The organism is Aureitalea sp. L0-47, assembly GCF_026126405.1.
Taxonomy (GTDB): Bacteria; Bacteroidota; Bacteroidia; order Flavobacteriales; family Flavobacteriaceae; genus Pukyongia.
Genome location: NZ_JAFMTQ010000009.1, coordinates 1 through 17706, shown reverse-complemented (window position 1 = coordinate 17706; position 17706 = coordinate 1). Strand labels below are relative to the sequence as shown.

Genomic DNA, 17706 nt, shown 5'->3' with positions numbered 1-17706 from the left:
TGTCAAAGTTTACTTACTCTTTCAATTTTTTTGCGCCTTCTTCTACCTTTAGCTTAAGTCCTTCTTTGTAGGCAAGAACCTTGTCGAGGACACATTTGTCTGCCGAGCCCAGTATCTGCGCTGCCAGGATCCCCGCATTTTTAGCACCATTCAATGCTACGGTTGCTACTGGTACACCGCCGGGCATTTGTAGTATTGAAAGAATGGAGTCCCAGCCATCTATGGAATTACTGGATTTCACCGGTACCCCTATCACAGGTAGGGGAGAAAGTGAGGCGATCATTCCCGGCAGGTGGGCTGCGCCTCCGGCTCCGGCGATAATAACAGAAATCCCTCTTTCATGAGCATTTTTACCGTAATCGAAAAGTTTATCCGGCGTGCGGTGGGCCGAAACAATATCTATTTCAACTTCAATATCGAAACCCTTTAAAACTTCAACGGCATCCTGCATCACAGGCAGGTCGCTGGTACTTCCCATTATGATTCCTACTTTTCCCATTTTGTTTTATTTACTGATCACTTTGATCGAATTCTTAACTTTTTCCGCGATTTCCCTGGCTACGGCTATGTCCCGATTCACGATAGTTACATGTCCCATCTTCCGGAAGGGTCGGGTTTGTTTCTTGCCGTAAATATGCGGTGTAACACCGTCCATGGCCATGATCTGCTCGATATTTTCGTAAACAACATCGCCGGTATAGCCTTCTGCTCCCACCAAATTTACCATTATCCCACCAACTTTGCTGTCTGTTTTGCCCAGCGGAAGGTCTAGAACAGCACGCAGGTGTTGCTCAAACTGATTGGTATAACTGGCTTCTATGCTGTAATGGCCACTATTGTGTGGTCTAGGAGCCACTTCATTTACCAGTATCTCATCGCTTTCGGTCTGGAACATTTCAACGGCAAGTAATCCAACATGCTCGAATGCGTTTGAGACCCGTTCGGCCACTTCACGTGCTTTTCTTGCAACATTCTCGGCGATTCGTGCCGGGCAGATAACGTATTCCACCTGGTTGGCTTCAGGGTGGAACTCCATCTCCACAACGGGGTAGGTCACCACCTCACCGGAAGGATTCCTGGCAACGATCACCGCAAGTTCGTTCTTGAAAGGAATAAGCGTTTCGGCTATGCATTGTCCGTCAGCAAGCCCGTTCAGATCTTCGATTTTTCTAATAATGCTTACACCTCTGCCATCGTAGCCTCCTTTGCAGCTTTTCCACACAAAGGGCAGGGTTACTTTTTCTTCGGAAATAGCCGATTTTAATTCATCCAGGGAGTTGTATAATGCAAAAGGTGCAGTTGGGATATTGTGGCTTTGGTAAAATTGTTTTTGAATCCCCTTGTCCTGAATGTTTCTGAGGGTTTTAGGAGCTGGATAGACCACTTTTCCTTCAGCCTCCAACTTTTCAATGGCCTCAATGTTTACCCCTTCTATCTCAATAGTGAGGACATCCACGTCCTTTCCGAAGGAATACACAGTATCGAAATCCATAAGTGGTCCTTGTACGAAGGTGTCGCAAGCGATGCGGCAGGGTGCTTCGGCACTGGGGTCCAGTACTTTAGTTTTTATGTCGTATTTACGGGTTTCGTAGAGCAGCATTTTTCCGAGCTGGCCGCCGCCCAATATTCCGAGTGTGAAGTCAGAAGAGAAATAATTCGCCATGCTGCAAAGGTACAATCTTCTTTGCAATTCTTATCTTTGCAGCTCTAAAAGACACCCGGTAACATGATAGACGAAATTCACATTGAAGAAACCCAATTGATAGATGCCTCGACAATCCTGAAACTTTATCAGGATGTGGCCGATCAAGAAAATGGGATTATTCGTCACGAGGATGAGATTACCGGTGATTTTATTCAGGAAATGATAAATAAATCACTGCTCCGTGGGTTGTCACTGGTGGCGAGTACAGGTGATGAGATTATCGGAGAAATTCATGCGTATAGCCCCGATGTCTACGCGTTTCAGCATCTGTTCACCGACTTGACCATTGTGGTTCATCCCGATCATCAGGGTCAAGGTGTTGGAAACAAATTACTGGGAAAGTTCTTGAGAATCATAGAACAAGATAGGCAAGAGATTCTCAGGGTTGAATTGTTTACCAGGGAACAAAACCTGAAGAATGTAGCCTTCTATGAGAAATTTGGCTTTGTCAATGAAGGAAGACAGGAGAATAAAATATTTATATCGGAAAATCAATTAGAGACGCCGGTTCATATGGCGTGGTTCAATAAAAATTATAGATTCAAAATCAAAAGAATGAAAAACATCGTACTATTTGGCCCTCCGGGCGCAGGAAAAGGTACCCAGGCAGAAGTTCTGAAGGAAAAATATCAATTAGTTCACATCTCAACGGGGGATGTGTTTCGCTATAATATCAAGAATGAAACGGAACTGGGAGCTTTAGCGAAGAGCTTTATGGACAAGGGCCACCTTGTACCAGATGAGGTTACGATTGAAATGCTCAACGCTGAAGTTGAAAAGAACCCGGATGCAAATGGCTTTATTTTCGATGGGTTTCCAAGGACAGAAGCACAGGCTGAAGCACTTTCCAAATTGATGGATGAAAAAGGTAGCCAGATCAATGCCATGGTTGCCTTGGAAGTTGATGATGAAGTATTGGTTGGCCGACTTCTGGATCGCGGTAAGTCCAGCGGACGTGCAGATGACGCGAATGAAGAGGTAATCCGCGAACGAATCGCCGAATACTATCGTAAAACAGATATTCTGAAGAGCTATTATCAGGCACAGGACAAATACCACGGAGTGGACGGCGTTGGGTCCATCGAAGAGATCACCGAACGATTGAGTACAGTGTTTGATAGATTGTAGAGTCAAGAGTTTAGAATCAAGATCCAAGATCCGACAACTGACAACCGAGAAACGAGAACTCAATTTGTTCAGTGTTAGGTAAAGAATGCAACTATTAAGATTCTAACAATCCAGAATACCAAAATACCAACATACCAAAATACCAAAATACCAACATACCAACATACCAACATACCAACATACCAACATACTAACATACTAACATTCCCCTTATGACTGAAGGCAATTTTGTCGATTATGTAAAGATCCATGTGACTTCCGGAAAGGGAGGGAAGGGGAGTACGCACCTTCGACGGGAGAAATTCGTGCCTAAAGGAGGACCCGACGGTGGTGATGGAGGACGTGGAGGCCACATTATCCTAAAGGCAAATAAGAACAGGTGGACGCTATACCACCTGAAATTCAAGCGGCATTATAATGCTGGCCACGGAATGGCCGGAGGTAAACAAACCAGTACCGGGGCAAACGGGGAGGATGTTTATATCGAAGTTCCACTGGGCACGGCTGTAAAGAATACGGATACGGGGGAGTTACTTCAGGAATTGATGGAACACGGGGACGAATTGATTATTGCCCACGGTGGAAAGGGAGGAAGAGGTAATGCCCATTTTAAGAGTGCAACCCGGCAAACCCCTCGTTATGCGCAGCCTGGTCTGGAAGGAGAGGAAGGCAATTTCACCCTCGAAATGAAAGTACTGGCCGATGTAGGACTGGTCGGATTCCCAAATGCGGGTAAATCCACTTTACTCTCGGTGCTTACCGCTGCCAAGCCCAAGATCGCCAACTACGAATTTACTACACTCAAGCCAAATCTGGGTATCGTTGAATACAGGGATTATCAGACCTTTGTGATGGCCGACATTCCCGGGATCATTGAAGGGGCTGCGGAAGGGAAGGGTCTAGGACACTATTTCCTAAGACATATTGAACGTAATTCTACCTTGCTTTTCCTTATTCCTGCAGATGCAGACGACATCAGGAAGCAATACGACATACTGGTAGATGAATTACGTCGCTACAACCCTGAACTCCTGGACAAAGAAAGACTGGTAGCCATTTCCAAGAGCGACATGCTCGACGAGGAACTAAAAACCGAGATGAATGAAGAGCTGGACAGGGATTTCGAAGGGATACCTTATCTATTCATTTCATCTGTTGCCCAGCAGGGACTGCAGGAGTTAAAGGACAAGTTGTGGGAGATGTTGAATACTTCAGAGGTTTAATCTTGAATAGTTTTGTCGTCGAAGCGAAATCGTTAAAGAATAACTAAACCCAAATCGCCGCACGGTTTTTTCAGTATCTTTAAATAAAAATTAGCCTGTGAAGCTTCTATTTGCTATTCTGGGACTTTCCATGTTGCTCTCCTGCGGCGCCTATGTGGGTGTTGATTACAACGAGGAGACAGACTTTTCTACCTATACTACCTATAATTTCTACCCCGATCGTGAATCTGGCCTTAACCAGCTGGACGAAAAGCGTATTATGCGAATCACAGACAGTTTACTTCAGCAAAAGGGGTTTATCAAAAGTGATACACCTCAACTATACGTTAATTTTTTTGCCGAAGAGACACTTTCTAATTCGAGAAGTACCATTGGTATTGGTATAGGCGGTGGTGGCCGAAATGTTGGTGGAGGTGTTAGCGGTGGTATTCCCATTGGGAGTGCACAGATCAACCAGTTACTTACTTTCGACCTGGTAGATGTGGTGAAGGACGATCTGGTATGGCAGGCAAAAGCAGAAGGAAATTTGAAAAAATCGGCTTCTCCGGGCAAGAAAGTATCTTATTATCAAGGAGTTATATCGAAAATTCTGAAAAAATACCCACCAAAAAAGAAATAATCAGAAAAAATTTTAGTTCTATATCTTTGCATATAAACCTACGCTATGAAGAAATTGTTGCTATTGCTCCTGTTTCCGTCCCTAATATGGGCTCAGTCGTCCTTTGATCAGGCTGTGGAATACTTCAGTAATGAACAATTTTCGAAAGCAAAACCCCTTTTTCAGAAATATTTAAAAGAAAACCCGGGCCATGACAAAACTCGAGAATACCTGGGTGATATTGCGGGTACTGCGAAGGATTGGGATGCTGCAATTTCGTATTACGAATCGCTGGTGGAGGAAAATCCCGATAATCCCGATTACAATTTCAAATACGGAGGTGTACTTGGTATGAAAGCCCAGGAATCAAATAAACTAAAGGCGTTGGGATATATTGGTGACATCAAGGAACATCTCAATCGGGCCGCTACACTCGATCCTAACCATATTGAAGTTCGATGGGCATTAGTAGAACTCTATATGCAATTACCGGGTATCATAGGAGGTAGTGAAAAGAAGGCCATGAAATACGCCGATGAGCTCAAAATCATTTCGCCGGTGGACGGATACCTGGCCCACGGATATATCGCCGAATACAATGAGCGTCCCGCAGATGCAGAGAAATATTACAAAAAGGCCATCGAAATTGGAGGTTCTCCGCACACCTACGAGAAACTTACCAATTTGTACGAAAAGAATAATCAGCCCAGAGAGGCCATGGCCAACGCTGCGGTTTCCCTGAAAAAACACAAACGAAACAGCCTGAATTACCAGATCGGTAAGATCTCAGCCCAATATAATCTTAGTCCGGAAACCGGGATCAAATGCTTAGTGGAATACATTCAGAACTACTCGGTTCGTGATGGTGTACCTAAGGATTGGGCTTATTTTCGCCTCGCACAGATCTACAAAAACACAGGGGATAAGGATAGGGCACTCAAATGGATCAATAAGGCCTTAAAAGATCGTCCCGATTTCAAAGAGGCACGTCAGGAAAAACAACACATTTTATCACTTTAATCTTTTGGGCAACCTCCCCTGTAGAAGTCGTGTAGTGAGCTTCGCTCTACTCCTCGGCACTACAGGGGGCCGGGCTATTGGCCATAGTTTTACTTCGTAAAAGCTATTTGCCGCTATCCCTGTTGCAGACCTAATTCGTACCTTTGAATAAACTTTAGTATTGATATGCGAATTCATTTCATAGCGATAGGTGGAAGTGCCATGCACAACCTGGCACTCGCGCTTCACAACAAGGGATACGAGGTCACCGGGAGTGACGATACCATATTCGATCCCTCCAAAAGCAGGCTGGAAGCAAAGGGCTTACTACCTGCCGAATTTGGCTGGTTTCCCGAAAAACTGAGCGATGAACTGGACGCGGTAATTCTTGGGATGCACGCCAAGCCGGACAACCCCGAACTCGCCAGGGCCAAAGAATTAGGGCTCACCATTTATTCCTATCCGGAATTCCTCTACGAACAATCCAAAGACAAAACCCGTGTAGTTATAGGGGGGTCGCATGGCAAGACCACCATTACTTCCATGATACTCCACGTGATGCACTATCACGACCGGGATGTGGACTATATGGTAGGGGCGCAGCTTGAGGGTTTCGATACCATGGTAAAGCTAACCGAAGATGCCGATTTCATGGTGCTGGAAGGAGATGAGTACCTTTCTTCTCCCATAGACCGCCGACCCAAATTCCATCTGTATAAACCAAATATCGCACTCATTAGCGGTATTGCCTGGGACCATATCAATGTCTTTCCTACCTACGAGAATTATGTGGAGCAATTCAGCATTTTTGTAGACCAGGTAACTAATGGCGGAGCCATGATCTACAACGAAGAAGATCCGGAAGTAAAGCGGGTAGTGGAGGAAAGTGTAAACCCCATCAAGAAATATCCTTATGAAACTCCTGTGTATACTGTTGAAGCGGGCACCACCCTGTTGGAAACTCCCGAAGGGCCTATGCCGGTGGAGGTCTTCGGAAAGCACAATCTGAATAACCTTGAAGGAGCCCGTTGGATTTGTCAGTTAATGGGTGTAGATGCCGATGACTTCTACGAAGCCATCGCTTCCTTCAAAGGGGCCAGTAAGCGACTGGAGAAACTTGCGGAAACCGCTACAGCAGTTGCCTTTAAAGATTTTGCACATTCACCAAGTAAAGTGAAAGCAACAACCAAAGCTGTAAAAAACCAGTACCCGGACCGCCGTTTATTGGCTTGCCTGGAATTACATACGTACAGCAGCCTGAATCCTGAATTCCTCAAAGAATACAAAGGAGCCCTGGATGCGGCAGATACGGCCGTGGTCTTCTATTCGCCTCATGCGGTGGAGATCAAAAAGCTTGATCCCATTTCAGCAGATCAGATCGCGGAAGCCTTCCAAAGAGACGACCTGGTAATATTTATAGAGCCTTCTGAATTTAAGGAATATCTATTCTCCCAAACCATGGAGAATGCTTCTCTGCTGCTTATGAGTAGTGGCAATTATGGGGGGTTGGATTTTGAGGAGGTTAAGGGATTGTTATAATCCCCGCTCATATATCGATTTGATAAATTGGTTGCAATCTCGTTTCGATTGTTTTAAAAGCTGGGCTTTAGCCAATTCAAAATCTTCAGGATTCTTGTCCTGCGATAGCTTGAATTTCCCTTCCCATTTGGAGATCTCGATCTCAAAAGCTTTTATGTAATTCACCAGGCGATCCATTTTTGGATTGTCCTTTTTCAGAATAAATTTAGGATTGTCACCCTCCAGGAAAGCCGTCATATCGATCATGGTTTGCTTTACGGCATCAGGCTCTTCAATAGGATGTACTTTGCCCTTAATATGTACAATTATATAGTTCCAGGTGGGTAGCTGTTCCGTGGAGTAGACCGATGGTGAGATATAACAATCCGGTCCCCTAAATACGACAGTCGCCATACTTCCATTGGTAAGTGTCGCTACCTGCGGATTCATGGCGTCTATATGTGCTACGAGTCGGCCGGAATTGTCGTTGTAGATGATCGGGATATGTGTAATGAAGGGCTCAACATCTCTGGCAGTTACAAGAGTTGCAAAAGGGAATGCCTTCATAACCGCGATCATTTTCTCACGGTCCTGGGATTGATGATGTGGAGGTGGATACACTCTTTAAAATTTAAATAACAGATTTCAAATAAGAAAAAAGCTGCTCGCCTACAATCCAAATTGTCTCAAATGGTGATCGAGGTGTTTGTACTGCATCTTACCCCATTGCTCGTTGGTCATTTTCCCAAAGGCAGGGTGGTCGCCCCAGCTTTCTTTATTTCTCTCGGCTCCGATTTCATCGATAAGCGTTTGAAGTTTTGAAATTTCTTTTGAGAAATTGGCCTCTTCAAGCTGTTTGAAGCGCTTCACCGTTGGCAGGTTCTTTCGCCACAGTTTGTCGTTGTACATGGACTTCTTAAACAATAGGTTCACCAGCCAATTGGGTTTTAGGTTATAGTGATCGTGGCCTAGCATAATGCGCAAGGGATACTGGCAGTGTTTTGCCATTTGCGCCGGGCTCATCTTTCCCCATTGCCGTTCGGAATTTTCTTCCAGGCGATTCACGCGGTCCCTGATCTCATTGAATGCATCCTGGTCTAATATTGATTTCATGCGAAAGGGTTTTTATATTGGAAATATACGAACAATCGAATTGTTTTCTATCTTTGGGAGAGCAGAAACAAATCTTCGATCTGCATTCTAACTTCCCTCATATTATCTGTAAGTCTGACTGCGTTTCAGTTACTTACGGTTTTTCAGAAATATCTATGTATAAACAACAGCAATTATCCATCAAAAGCTGGAATGAAGATGATCGCCCGCGAGAGAAATTACTATTAAAAGGACGAAACGCGATCACCGACGCCGAATTGGTCGCTATCCTCATCGGCTCCGGGAATAGAGAAGAAAGCGCGGTAGGTTTGAGTAAAAGGCTACTCGCAGCTGCCGATCACAACCTGAATCGCCTGGGGAAATTCTCTGTGAAGGAGTTATGCGAATTCAAGGGTATCGGGGAAGCAAAAGCCTTAACCATTGTCGCTGCTTTGGAATTGGGAAGAAGAAGGCGGGTTCAGGAACCTTCAGAATTAAAGAAAATCACCTCAAGTGTTTCGGCCTTCGAGTTGATTCAACCGATGATCGGGGATCTTCAGCACGAGGAATTCTGGATCATCTACCTGAATAATTCAAACAAAGTCCTTCAAACATCTCAGCTAAGTAAAGGAGGAATAACCGGCACTTTGGTGGACATCCGGCTGGCCTTCAAAAAAGCACTGGAACTAGGTGCTGTAAGTTTGATTTTGGCTCACAACCACCCTAGTGGGACGTTAAAACCCAGTGAAAGTGATATCAAACTCACCAACAAGATCAAAAAGGCCGGTGAGAGCCTGGATATTACCATCCTGGACCATCTTATAGTGACTGAAAAAACGTACTTTAGCTTTGCTGATGAACAAATGATTTAATAGCTAATGCTGCTCATTTTTACTCAAAAACTCACACCGAGAATCGATTTTGTGTTCAAGCAAATTTGTGGCCGTATTCTAGGTATGGAAATTGGTTTTACGTCGGTAATCGAGGAATTTATTAGTCATGAGGGACCGAAACTGTCTTACGCCAAGCAACCCATGGGTAATGAATTTTTCATTCAGAGCTATGGTCTGCTTGAAAGCTCCGGGATCGAGGATATGGAACTCCAGGTAAAGCCCTGGGACGATAGCTACTGTTTCTTTTCTGTTGGGGAAAGAAGCAAACTGCCGTTCGATATCTTTTCAGCTGCCTTTTTTTTATTGAGTCGTTATGAAGAATATCTTCCTCATCTCAAGGACGAACTTGGACGTTATCCGGCTCAGGAAAGCCTGGGTTTTCAGAATGGATTCCTGTCTCAACCGGTAGTGGATATATGGGCTTACAAGCTTAAAGTGGCGCTGCAACAGGCTTTTCCAAACATTGATTTTCCGAAGAAAAAAGGGACCGTTCATACCTTATTACGCATCGATCAACCTTATCGGTACATTCAGAAAGGATTTGTTAGGTCTTTAGTGGGCTACTGGAAAGAGCTGTCGAAGTTAAAGTTTCGTTCTGTCTATAAGCGAAGCAGGGTCCTTATGGGGCCGGGGAAAGACCCTTACGATCAATACGACTGGCTTATCGATGTAGTGGGAAAAAGCAATAATAAGTTAACCGCATTCTTTCTCCTGGGTGATCATCATGTCCTTAGGAACGGCTTTAATTCCAGGCGGGAAAAGATACGAAGCCTTATAAAATTCGTAGGAGATTATTCTGAGGTTGGTCTGCTTTTTTCATACAATGCGTTAGATTCTACGGATGTTTTGAAAACGGAAAAGAAACAACTCGAAGAAATAACCCATCGAGCACTTTCCTCATCCATGAATTCAGATTTCCTGGTATTGTTACCTGAACTGTATCGTGAGTTGGTTGAACAAGAGATAGAACGTGACTTTTCAATGGTGTACGAGAATACACCGGGTTATCGCGCGGGAACCTGTACTCCTTTCCTGTTTTACGACCTGGATTACGAGATAAAAACTCCTCTTGTCATACACCCCATAGCGTTCACTACGGAAGGATTCAATAAGAAATACGAATCGGACAGTTTGCAGCGAATAATGGATATGCATGCTCAGGCAATGCGTTTAAACGGGACATTTTCAGTTCTATTTAATATTCACGATTTTTGCGATCAGACTGGCAATTCACTTTGGCGGAATTTGTTTTCTGAAAAACTCCATCTAAATGGCAATTAACATCACCGACGTATTTTTCGACCTGGATCACACCTTGTGGGATTTCGATCGCAATTCGGCACTGGCTTTCAAACGCCTGTTTCAAAGACATGATATAGGTATTGAATTAGTGGATTTTATTGAAGTGTACGAGCCCATCAATTTTAGCTATTGGAAACTTTATAGGGAGGACCGTGTTAGTAAGCAAGACTTGAGGCGAGGACGTTTCAGAGATGCTTTTGATGTTTTCGGAGTTGAATTTTCGGTGGATGAACTCGATGCCATGGCTGTTACCTACATCGATGAGCTCCCAAAGGATAATCACCTACTGGATGGGGCCTGGGAGGTGCTAGAGTATTTAAGTCCGAACTACCAACTACACATCATAACCAACGGTTTTGCCGAGGTTCAGGCTTTGAAACTTCAGAATAGCAGAATAGCACACTTCTTCGAAACTGTTACTTCATCCGAAGAGGTAGGGTTGAAGAAACCTCACCCTGTTATATTTGAAACGGCTTTGGACAAGGCATCCGTAAGGCCGGATAAGAGTATCATGATCGGAGACACTTTTGAAGCTGATATACTAGGTGCGGAGAAAGTAGGAATGGATACCCTTTTCTTTAATTACAGGAAAGACAATGTGCCGAAAACCTATAAAGTTGTGAATCAATTAACCGAGATTAAGCGACACCTGTAAATACTATTATGGCGAATACTCCGTTAAAATGAAACCTAATGCCCCACTCTATGAAAACGAAATTTTTAAAGCCATTAGCTGTGGTCTTCGTGTGCCTGGTGCTCACTGCATGTGTTAAAGATACCGATTTCGACCAGGCCGATGACATTGCACTAACTCCCATTGTGGAACTCGACCTGATCTACTTCAATATTGAGGCAGGGGAGTTTTACGACGAAAATTCAGACACACCAATTCTTACGCTTTCGGATACTACGGAGATTCGTTTTCTGGACGATTCTGGGATTCAGGAGAGCCTTAGGCGAGCCGATTTTTATTTCAGATTCACGAACAGCATACCAAGAAATTTTGAAGTGGATTTTCAGTTCATAAGCGAACAGAACGATACTACCTATATCACCGGAACAAACGTAATTGAAGGAACATTAGAAAATCCAGTGATTACCGAATTTGAACAGGTTGTTGAAGGAGATGATATATTGCAACTCACCATGGCCGACAGGGTTGTGGTTTCAGTCACCATACCCGATTCCGATCCAACACTGGAAGGAATCCTCAATCTCAAATCGAAAACAACATATTACCTGGAAGTTAGGGATAGAGAATAATTACCATGCGAAATGTGTTGATTTTCATATTGGTGCTCTGTCTTACCGGCAGTGTAGCACAAAACAAGCAAGTACTTTACGGACTGGAGGAAGTGCCCCAAAGCCTGTTGTTGAATCCAGGTAGCAAGGTACCCCAGAAAATGCATTTTGGTATTCCTTTCCTCTCACAAATACATGTGAATGGAGGTGCTTCAGGGGTAACCGTTTTTGATATATTCGGAGAATCGAATGTGGATATAAATGATAGGATCAGGAATAAGATCTTCGAAATGAGCAATAGCGATTTCTTTACGGCCACTCAGCAATTGGAGATCCTAAATTTTGGATGGAGAGCGAAAAATGATATTTATTTTTCTGGCGGTATATACCAGGAATTCGATTTCATCACCTATTTTCCCAGGGATCTTGCCATATTAACATGGGAGGGAAACCGCGATTATCTCGATTATCCCTTCGACTTGGGTGAAGTAAACGCCACCGCCGACCTACTCACTGTTTACCACTTCGGAGCAAATAAGCAAATCACAAAAAAACTTACTGCGGGAGTGAGAGTAAAGCTCTATTCCAGTATGATGAGTATTCGAAGTACCGACAACCAGGGGACCTTCACAACCACACTTGGTGATGTCAATAGTGAGAATATCTACGAACATACAGTCTCGGATGCGGATGTAACCGTGAATACTTCCGGGATCGCGTCACTAGAAGATATGGAGAGTTCAGAGATACCGGGTGAAGTTATTGGCAGGGCATTTTTTGGAGGTAATTTTGGTGTGGGAGCGGATTTAGGGGTAACCTACGATATAAACGACAGGTTCACAGCTAGTGCGAGTGTACTTGACCTGGGCGTTATTTTTCACAGCAATGATGTGGAAACCTACCACGCCACAGGATCATATACCCTGGACGGAATTGAGTTAATATTTCCGCCGCTGAGCGCCGGACAATCCACTTTACCTTATTACGATAACCTGGAAGACGAAATTGAAGAGGCTATACCTATTGATACCATAACAAGTGGATACAGCCAATTAAGACCGGTAAAATTCAATGCTTCGCTAAAATATAGCTTTGGTAAGACCATAGGCAATTCCGGTGATTGTGATTGTAGGAATATGGGCGGTAACGTTGAACGTGCCCAGGCAGCTGGTGTTCAATTTTACAGTATACTGAGGCCTAAAGGTCCTCAAATGGCAGGCACCTTGTTTTACTACAGGCGATTGTGGGACTTTTTATCAGCTAAGGCAACCTACACTGTAGATCCATACAGTTTTTCCAATCTCGGACTTGGTGTTGTAACCGATATCGGGAAGTTTAATTTCTATATTGCGGCAGACAACCTATTGCGCTATGGCAATTTGGCAAAGGCAAAAAGTGTATCTTTACAGCTAGGCTTCAATATAAAAATTGACGAAGAATGAAAGTGAAATTATTCCTATTCCTATTCCTTGGAAGTTTTGTTGTAAACGTATACGCACAGAAATCGCTAAGTGATTACAGCTATGTGGAAGTTCCACGGTTGTACGAGTTTTTATACGAAGAGGATCAGCATCAACTTAATTCACTTACCAAGTTTCTCTTCAATAAATATGGCTTCAATGCCTATTTTTCGGATGAATTACCGAACGTAAAACGTTGTGATGGTCTGCAGGCCGAAGTGTTGGGAAAACCTGGTTTTATTTATACAAGGATCACCGTTATCCTAAAGGATTGCAACGGTAATGAAGTTTTCATAAGTGAAGAAGGACAGAGCAAGCAAAAAGAATACAAAAAAGCCTATCACGATGCGATGAGAAAGGCATTTGTGAGTTTAGAGGAATTAGGTGTTCAGCAGAAAGAGATTAAGGTGTACGAAGATGAGGTTGTTGAAGAAAAAATTGAGCCCATGCCAAAAGTGATCAATGATCCTCGGCGACCACCCGTAGGAAAGAATGACGATAATCCAAATATTACCGTTGGTACAGGAACAAAGATCACTGCAAATGAGCCTCGCCATTATCCCTCGGCTAAATTTACCAGTTATGAATTGAATGGTGAGTCCTTTTTGCTTAGAAAGACAAATGAAGGGTATTCGCTGTATGAAGAATCGGAGGATGCTCCCAATGGCTTGCTTCTAAGAGGAAATATTGCCGTGGATAATAACAATATGGCAACGTATACTTCTGTTGATGGAGTAAAACACAGAGTGAAGTTTAAGGAGAATAATGATCTTGTACTCACTTCTACCACGACTTCGATCACCTACAAGGCTCAGAACTAGAATTCATATTTATCCTTCCACAATCCTTTGAGGTAGGACTTAAGGGCATTCTCACGTTTGTTGTTTCCGGGTTTATAAAAGGTAGTGCCTGAGATTTCTTCGGGTAAAAATTCATGGGGAACAAAGTTTCCTTCATAATCATGCGCATATCGGTATTCCTCGCCATACCCTAATTCTTTCATTAACTTGGTAGGAGCGTTTCTAATTGATAAAGGCACAGATAGGTCGCCTTGCTGCCGAACTACCTGCTGGGCGGCTCCAATGGCTTTATAAGAAGCATTACTCTTAGGTGAAGAAGCCAAATAGGTGACGCATTGACTTAAAATAATACGTGCTTCCGGATAACCGATGATATTGACAGCCTGGAAAGTACTGTTCGCAAGTACCAGTGCCGTTGGATTGGCATTGCCGATATCTTCAGAAGCAAGTATCACCATTCTGCGCGCAATAAACTTAACATCTTCTCCACCTTCGATCATTCGTGCCAGCCAGTATACAGCCGCATTGGGATCACTTCCCCGTATGGATTTAATGAAGGCTGAAATAATATCATAGTGCTGTTCTCCGGCTTTATCGTATAGGACGGTGTTCTTCTGAACTTTTTTCTGAACAGTTTCGTTGTTGATCACAACGGAATCTGAATCTTCCGAAAGTATAAGGATTTCCAGGATATTCAGCAGCTTTCGCGCATCTCCACCGGATAGGCGAAGCAATGCTTCTGTTTCTTTCAGCTCAATCTTCCTGGTGGAAATAATTTCGTCCGTTTTCACGGCTCTGTCCAAGAGCATCTCCAGGTCGTTTTTACTGAATGGGTTCAGTGTATAGACCTGACAGCGGGACAGGAGGGCGGGAATCACTTCGAAGCTCGGATTTTCAGTGGTGGCGCCAATCAAGGTAACCCAGCCTTTTTCCACTGCTCCAAGAAGAGAGTCTTGTTGTGATTTACTAAAGCGATGAATTTCGTCTATGAATAGTATGGGGTTCTTTGTTGCAAAGAGATCATCGCTTTTCTTCGCTTTGTTGATCACTTCCCTTACCGCTGCAACGCCACTGTCCACGGCACTCAGGGTATAGAATGGGCGTTCGGAGGTATTGGCAATAATTGTTGCCAGGGTGGTTTTACCTGTTCCCGGAGGACCCCAGAAGATCATGGACGGCAACATGCCTGTCTTTAACTGAACCGTGAGGGCACCCTCAGGTCCCACAAGGTGTTTCTGACTGATATAATCCTCTAAAGATTTCGGACGTATGCGTTCGGCAAGTGGTCTGTTCATCAGGAATAAAATTACAACATTATCGAAGGATGCATACTGACAATTTATCATAAATTTGAATAAGGGAGCATTTTTTGAAAGGATTGAGTTAAATGGCGAAAAAATCGAATTTAGAGTTTACCAGCGATGTGATCCTGTATCCCTTACTCATGGTAATGTCCCTTTGGATAGTCTTCTGGGCCGAGTTTCGTTTTGGTTGGCAGTTGAAATACTTCGGAATTTATCCTCAGAAGATCGAAGGTCTGAGAGGAATTCTTTTCGGGCCATTTATTCATGCAGATCTGAAACACCTGTTCAATAATTCAATTCCCATACTGGTACTCGGGACATCGCTGTTTTACTTCTATCGCGATATACGGTGGAAGGTACTCATCCTTGGAATGTTATTAACTGGTTTGCTAACCTGGATTATCGGCAGACCGGCACTGCATATAGGAGCCAGTGGCGTTGTTTATCTATTGGCAGCCTTTTTGTTTTTTAAGGGAATATTTTCGAAACAGTATCAGCTTACGGCTCTCGCATTTGTCGTTGTGTTTCTATATGGCAGTCTATTGTGGTATTTATTTCCTATAGACCCAAAGATCTCCTGGGAGGGACATTTATCTGGTTTTGCTGTTGGGTTTGCTTTTGCCTTGTTATTCAGAAGTAATCCAATCCCTAAAAGGAAATACGCCTGGGAAGAGGATGGTTTCGATCCGGATTCGGATCCTTTCTTACGTCATTTCGATGAAGAGGGGAATTTTATAGAACATCTCCCTGAGGAAGAGCAACAGGATACTGAAACTCCTAAAAAAATTGTGATACGCTATACCTACAGAAAATCAAATAAGTCGAACGAAGAAGAGGATGGTTAACCGATACGCTGCCGTACAACTTCGTACAGAAAAACGCCACAGGCTACAGATACATTTAGCGAATTAATATTTCCAAGAAGGGGTAAGGAAGCACTGTGATCTACAAGTGAAAGTACAGATTTAGAAATTCCTTTTCCTTCGGAACCCATAACCAGCGCGAGTCCACCGGTAAGGTCTAATTCATATAAACTTTGATTGGCTTTTTCAGTAGCAGCCACAGTGGTAATGCCTGATCCTTGCAGATAGAAGATCGCATCTTTGATATGATCCACCTTACAGATTGGAATATTGAAAATTGCACCTGCCGAAGTCTTCACCGTATCACCACTAACGGGAGCACCCCCTTTTTTTTGAATGACCACTGCATCTACGCCGGTACACTCAGCAGTTCGTAAAATAGCCCCAAAATTTCTCACATCGCTAACCTGATCGAGTATAAGGAATATCGGGTCCTTTTTAGTCTCAATCAATGATTCAACAGTTTCTTCAAGGGATTGAAAGACTATTGGCGAGATACTGGCAATAATACCCTGGTGATTGCTACGAATCAATCGATCCAGCTTTTCAACGGGTACATAATTAACCGAAACGGCATCCAAATCCAGTTCATTGAGAATTGGGTTGATCTTATCTTCTGCCATTCCTTTCTGAATGAATAACTTGTCTATAGGCTTACCTGATTTCACAGCCTCGAGGACTGGATGTATTCCGAATATTAGCTGATCTCTTTTCACAAGGATTCTTTTGTTAGGTGTAAAAGTAAAAAACCATCCGCAGAGTGCGGATGGTTTTCAATAAATTATAAAATTATAATCGGCTTATTCCTATGGCTCAAGGTACTTAACTCTGTACCATACAGCTGGTAACAAGAAATTATCTCCTGTATCACCACCTTGTAGCACCACTACGTCGATGGTTCCACCATTCCAAGCTCCGGAACCGTCAGGATCACCTGGCTCAAGTGGACATCCGTCACACTCAGAAGCTCTTGAAATGTAAACTTTTCCATCATCAGTAGTAATTACTGTCAAGAATTCAAAGAAGTCACCTGACTGGAATACTTCAGCATCTACATTAAATAGAGCCGCCATATCTGCAGTAGTAAAACTTACGTCGTATGGGAAAGAAGTCGTGCTACCAAAAGCAAGTGCTTCTTCTGGTGCTCCATCGAAGTCACCTTCTACGAAGAACTCTACTGAAACTACATTTCCAGATGGGTCCTCTACAAAAGCATTGAAAGCAGCTTCTGCAGGATCTGAACCTATATGATACTTAACGATTGAAGTACCATCGGAGTTATCTGATCCTGACCATGTATCAGGTTGTTGTACAAATTTGATGAATCCGCCATTTCCTAATTCAGGAAATCGCCAATCTTCTCTCTGTTCACAACTGGTAAGTGAAATTGATACTACCAACGCGATCAGAGCTAACGGTAAAAAGAATTTTAGTTTTTTCATAATAAAATATTTTTTAATTAGTCAATAAATCCGCCAGGGTTGTTATCCCAGAATACCTGGTCGGTTAGCTGACGCTGTTGGATGTTCGGGTTGTTTTCTACTTCGTCTACAGGATATCTGAATCCTCTTGGGAATGC

The 17706-nt window shown here is 43.4% G+C and carries 19 protein-coding genes; 12 read left to right on the top strand and 7 right to left on the bottom strand.

Annotated elements, in window-relative coordinates; genetic code table 11:
* Positions 1-13 precede the first annotated feature (13 nt).
* Positions 14-499: a 5-(carboxyamino)imidazole ribonucleotide mutase gene (purE, locus tag J1N09_RS09915; RefSeq protein ID WP_265200025.1), complete on the bottom strand. Its 486-nt coding sequence runs from the start codon at positions 497-499 to the stop codon at positions 14-16.
* 6 nt (positions 500-505) lie between these two features.
* Positions 506-1663: a 5-(carboxyamino)imidazole ribonucleotide synthase gene (gene purK / locus J1N09_RS09910; protein WP_265200024.1), complete on the bottom strand. Its 1158-nt coding sequence runs from the start codon at positions 1661-1663 to the stop codon at positions 506-508.
* Between the two features lie 63 nt (positions 1664-1726).
* Between purK and J1N09_RS09905 the strand changes: the two genes are divergently transcribed.
* From J1N09_RS09905 to J1N09_RS09885, 5 genes are all read left to right on the top strand, one after another.
* A complete protein-coding gene (locus J1N09_RS09905) occupies positions 1727-2833 on the top strand; it encodes an adenylate kinase (RefSeq protein WP_265200023.1) in 1107 nt (368 codons plus the stop codon).
* A gap of 212 nt (positions 2834-3045) precedes the next feature.
* Positions 3046-4056, top strand: coding sequence for a GTPase ObgE (gene obgE / locus J1N09_RS09900; protein ID WP_265200022.1), 1011 nt, complete (start codon positions 3046-3048; stop codon positions 4054-4056).
* Between the two features lie 97 nt (positions 4057-4153).
* Positions 4154-4675, top strand: a complete 522-nt coding sequence (locus J1N09_RS09895) for a DUF4136 domain-containing protein (RefSeq protein ID WP_265200021.1) — start codon at positions 4154-4156, stop codon at positions 4673-4675.
* Positions 4676-4720: 45 nt separating this feature from the next.
* Positions 4721-5674, top strand: coding sequence for a tetratricopeptide repeat protein (locus tag J1N09_RS09890; RefSeq protein WP_265200020.1), 954 nt, complete (start codon positions 4721-4723; stop codon positions 5672-5674).
* A gap of 165 nt (positions 5675-5839) precedes the next feature.
* Complete coding sequence (locus J1N09_RS09885; RefSeq protein WP_265200019.1) at positions 5840-7192, top strand: UDP-N-acetylmuramate--L-alanine ligase; 1353 nt, start codon at positions 5840-5842, stop codon at positions 7190-7192.
* On the opposite strand, the gene J1N09_RS09880 is transcribed toward J1N09_RS09885, so the two are convergent.
* Positions 7187-7792: an FMN-binding negative transcriptional regulator gene (locus J1N09_RS09880; protein ID WP_265200018.1), complete on the bottom strand. Its 606-nt coding sequence runs from the start codon at positions 7790-7792 to the stop codon at positions 7187-7189. The two genes, J1N09_RS09885 and J1N09_RS09880, sit on opposite strands and share 6 nt — an antisense overlap.
* A gap of 48 nt (positions 7793-7840) precedes the next feature.
* Positions 7841-8284, bottom strand: a complete 444-nt coding sequence (locus tag J1N09_RS09875) for a DUF1569 domain-containing protein (RefSeq protein WP_265200017.1) — start codon at positions 8282-8284, stop codon at positions 7841-7843.
* Between the two features lie 155 nt (positions 8285-8439).
* On the opposite strand from J1N09_RS09875, the gene radC reads away from it, so the two are divergent.
* From radC to J1N09_RS09845, 6 genes are read left to right on the top strand one after another with little or no spacing between them, the layout of a single operon-like run.
* The gene (gene radC, locus J1N09_RS09870) at positions 8440-9135 is read left to right on the top strand and encodes a RadC family protein (RefSeq protein WP_265200016.1); all 696 of its coding nucleotides are present in this window, start codon (positions 8440-8442) and stop codon (positions 9133-9135) included.
* A gap of 6 nt (positions 9136-9141) precedes the next feature.
* Entirely contained in the window at positions 9142-10437 is a 1296-nt protein-coding gene (locus J1N09_RS09865) for a DUF7033 domain-containing protein (RefSeq protein WP_265200015.1), read from the top strand.
* Positions 10427-11113, top strand: a complete 687-nt coding sequence (locus tag J1N09_RS09860; RefSeq protein WP_265200014.1) for a YjjG family noncanonical pyrimidine nucleotidase — start codon at positions 10427-10429, stop codon at positions 11111-11113. The genes J1N09_RS09865 and J1N09_RS09860 overlap by 11 nt, the downstream gene beginning before the upstream one ends.
* A 50-nt stretch (positions 11114-11163) precedes the next feature.
* On the top strand, positions 11164-11721 hold the full coding sequence (locus J1N09_RS09855) for a hypothetical protein (protein ID WP_265200013.1): 558 nt from the start codon (positions 11164-11166) through the stop codon (positions 11719-11721).
* 14 nt (positions 11722-11735) lie between these two features.
* Complete coding sequence (locus J1N09_RS09850; protein WP_265200012.1) at positions 11736-13142, top strand: DUF5723 family protein; 1407 nt, start codon at positions 11736-11738, stop codon at positions 13140-13142.
* Positions 13139-13981, top strand: a complete 843-nt coding sequence (locus J1N09_RS09845) for a hypothetical protein (protein WP_265200011.1) — start codon at positions 13139-13141, stop codon at positions 13979-13981. Before J1N09_RS09850 ends, J1N09_RS09845 begins: the two co-directional genes overlap by 4 nt.
* Here the strand turns inward: J1N09_RS09845 and J1N09_RS09840 are convergent.
* Entirely contained in the window at positions 13978-15255 is a 1278-nt protein-coding gene (locus J1N09_RS09840; RefSeq protein WP_265200010.1) for a replication-associated recombination protein A, read from the bottom strand. The two genes, J1N09_RS09845 and J1N09_RS09840, sit on opposite strands and share 4 nt — an antisense overlap.
* A gap of 92 nt (positions 15256-15347) precedes the next feature.
* Between J1N09_RS09840 and J1N09_RS09835 the strand changes: the two genes are divergently transcribed.
* The gene (locus tag J1N09_RS09835) at positions 15348-16109 is read left to right on the top strand and encodes a rhomboid family intramembrane serine protease (protein ID WP_265200009.1); all 762 of its coding nucleotides are present in this window, start codon (positions 15348-15350) and stop codon (positions 16107-16109) included.
* Here J1N09_RS09835 and rlmB read toward each other — a convergent pair.
* Both rlmB and J1N09_RS09825 read right to left on the bottom strand, forming a co-directional pair.
* The gene (gene rlmB / locus J1N09_RS09830; protein WP_265200008.1) at positions 16106-16843 is read right to left on the bottom strand and encodes a 23S rRNA (guanosine(2251)-2'-O)-methyltransferase RlmB; all 738 of its coding nucleotides are present in this window, start codon (positions 16841-16843) and stop codon (positions 16106-16108) included. The genes J1N09_RS09835 and rlmB overlap by 4 nt on opposite strands.
* A 90-nt stretch (positions 16844-16933) precedes the next feature.
* Entirely contained in the window at positions 16934-17569 is a 636-nt protein-coding gene (locus tag J1N09_RS09825) for a hypothetical protein (RefSeq protein ID WP_265200007.1), read from the bottom strand.
* Positions 17570-17706 lie beyond the last annotated feature (137 nt).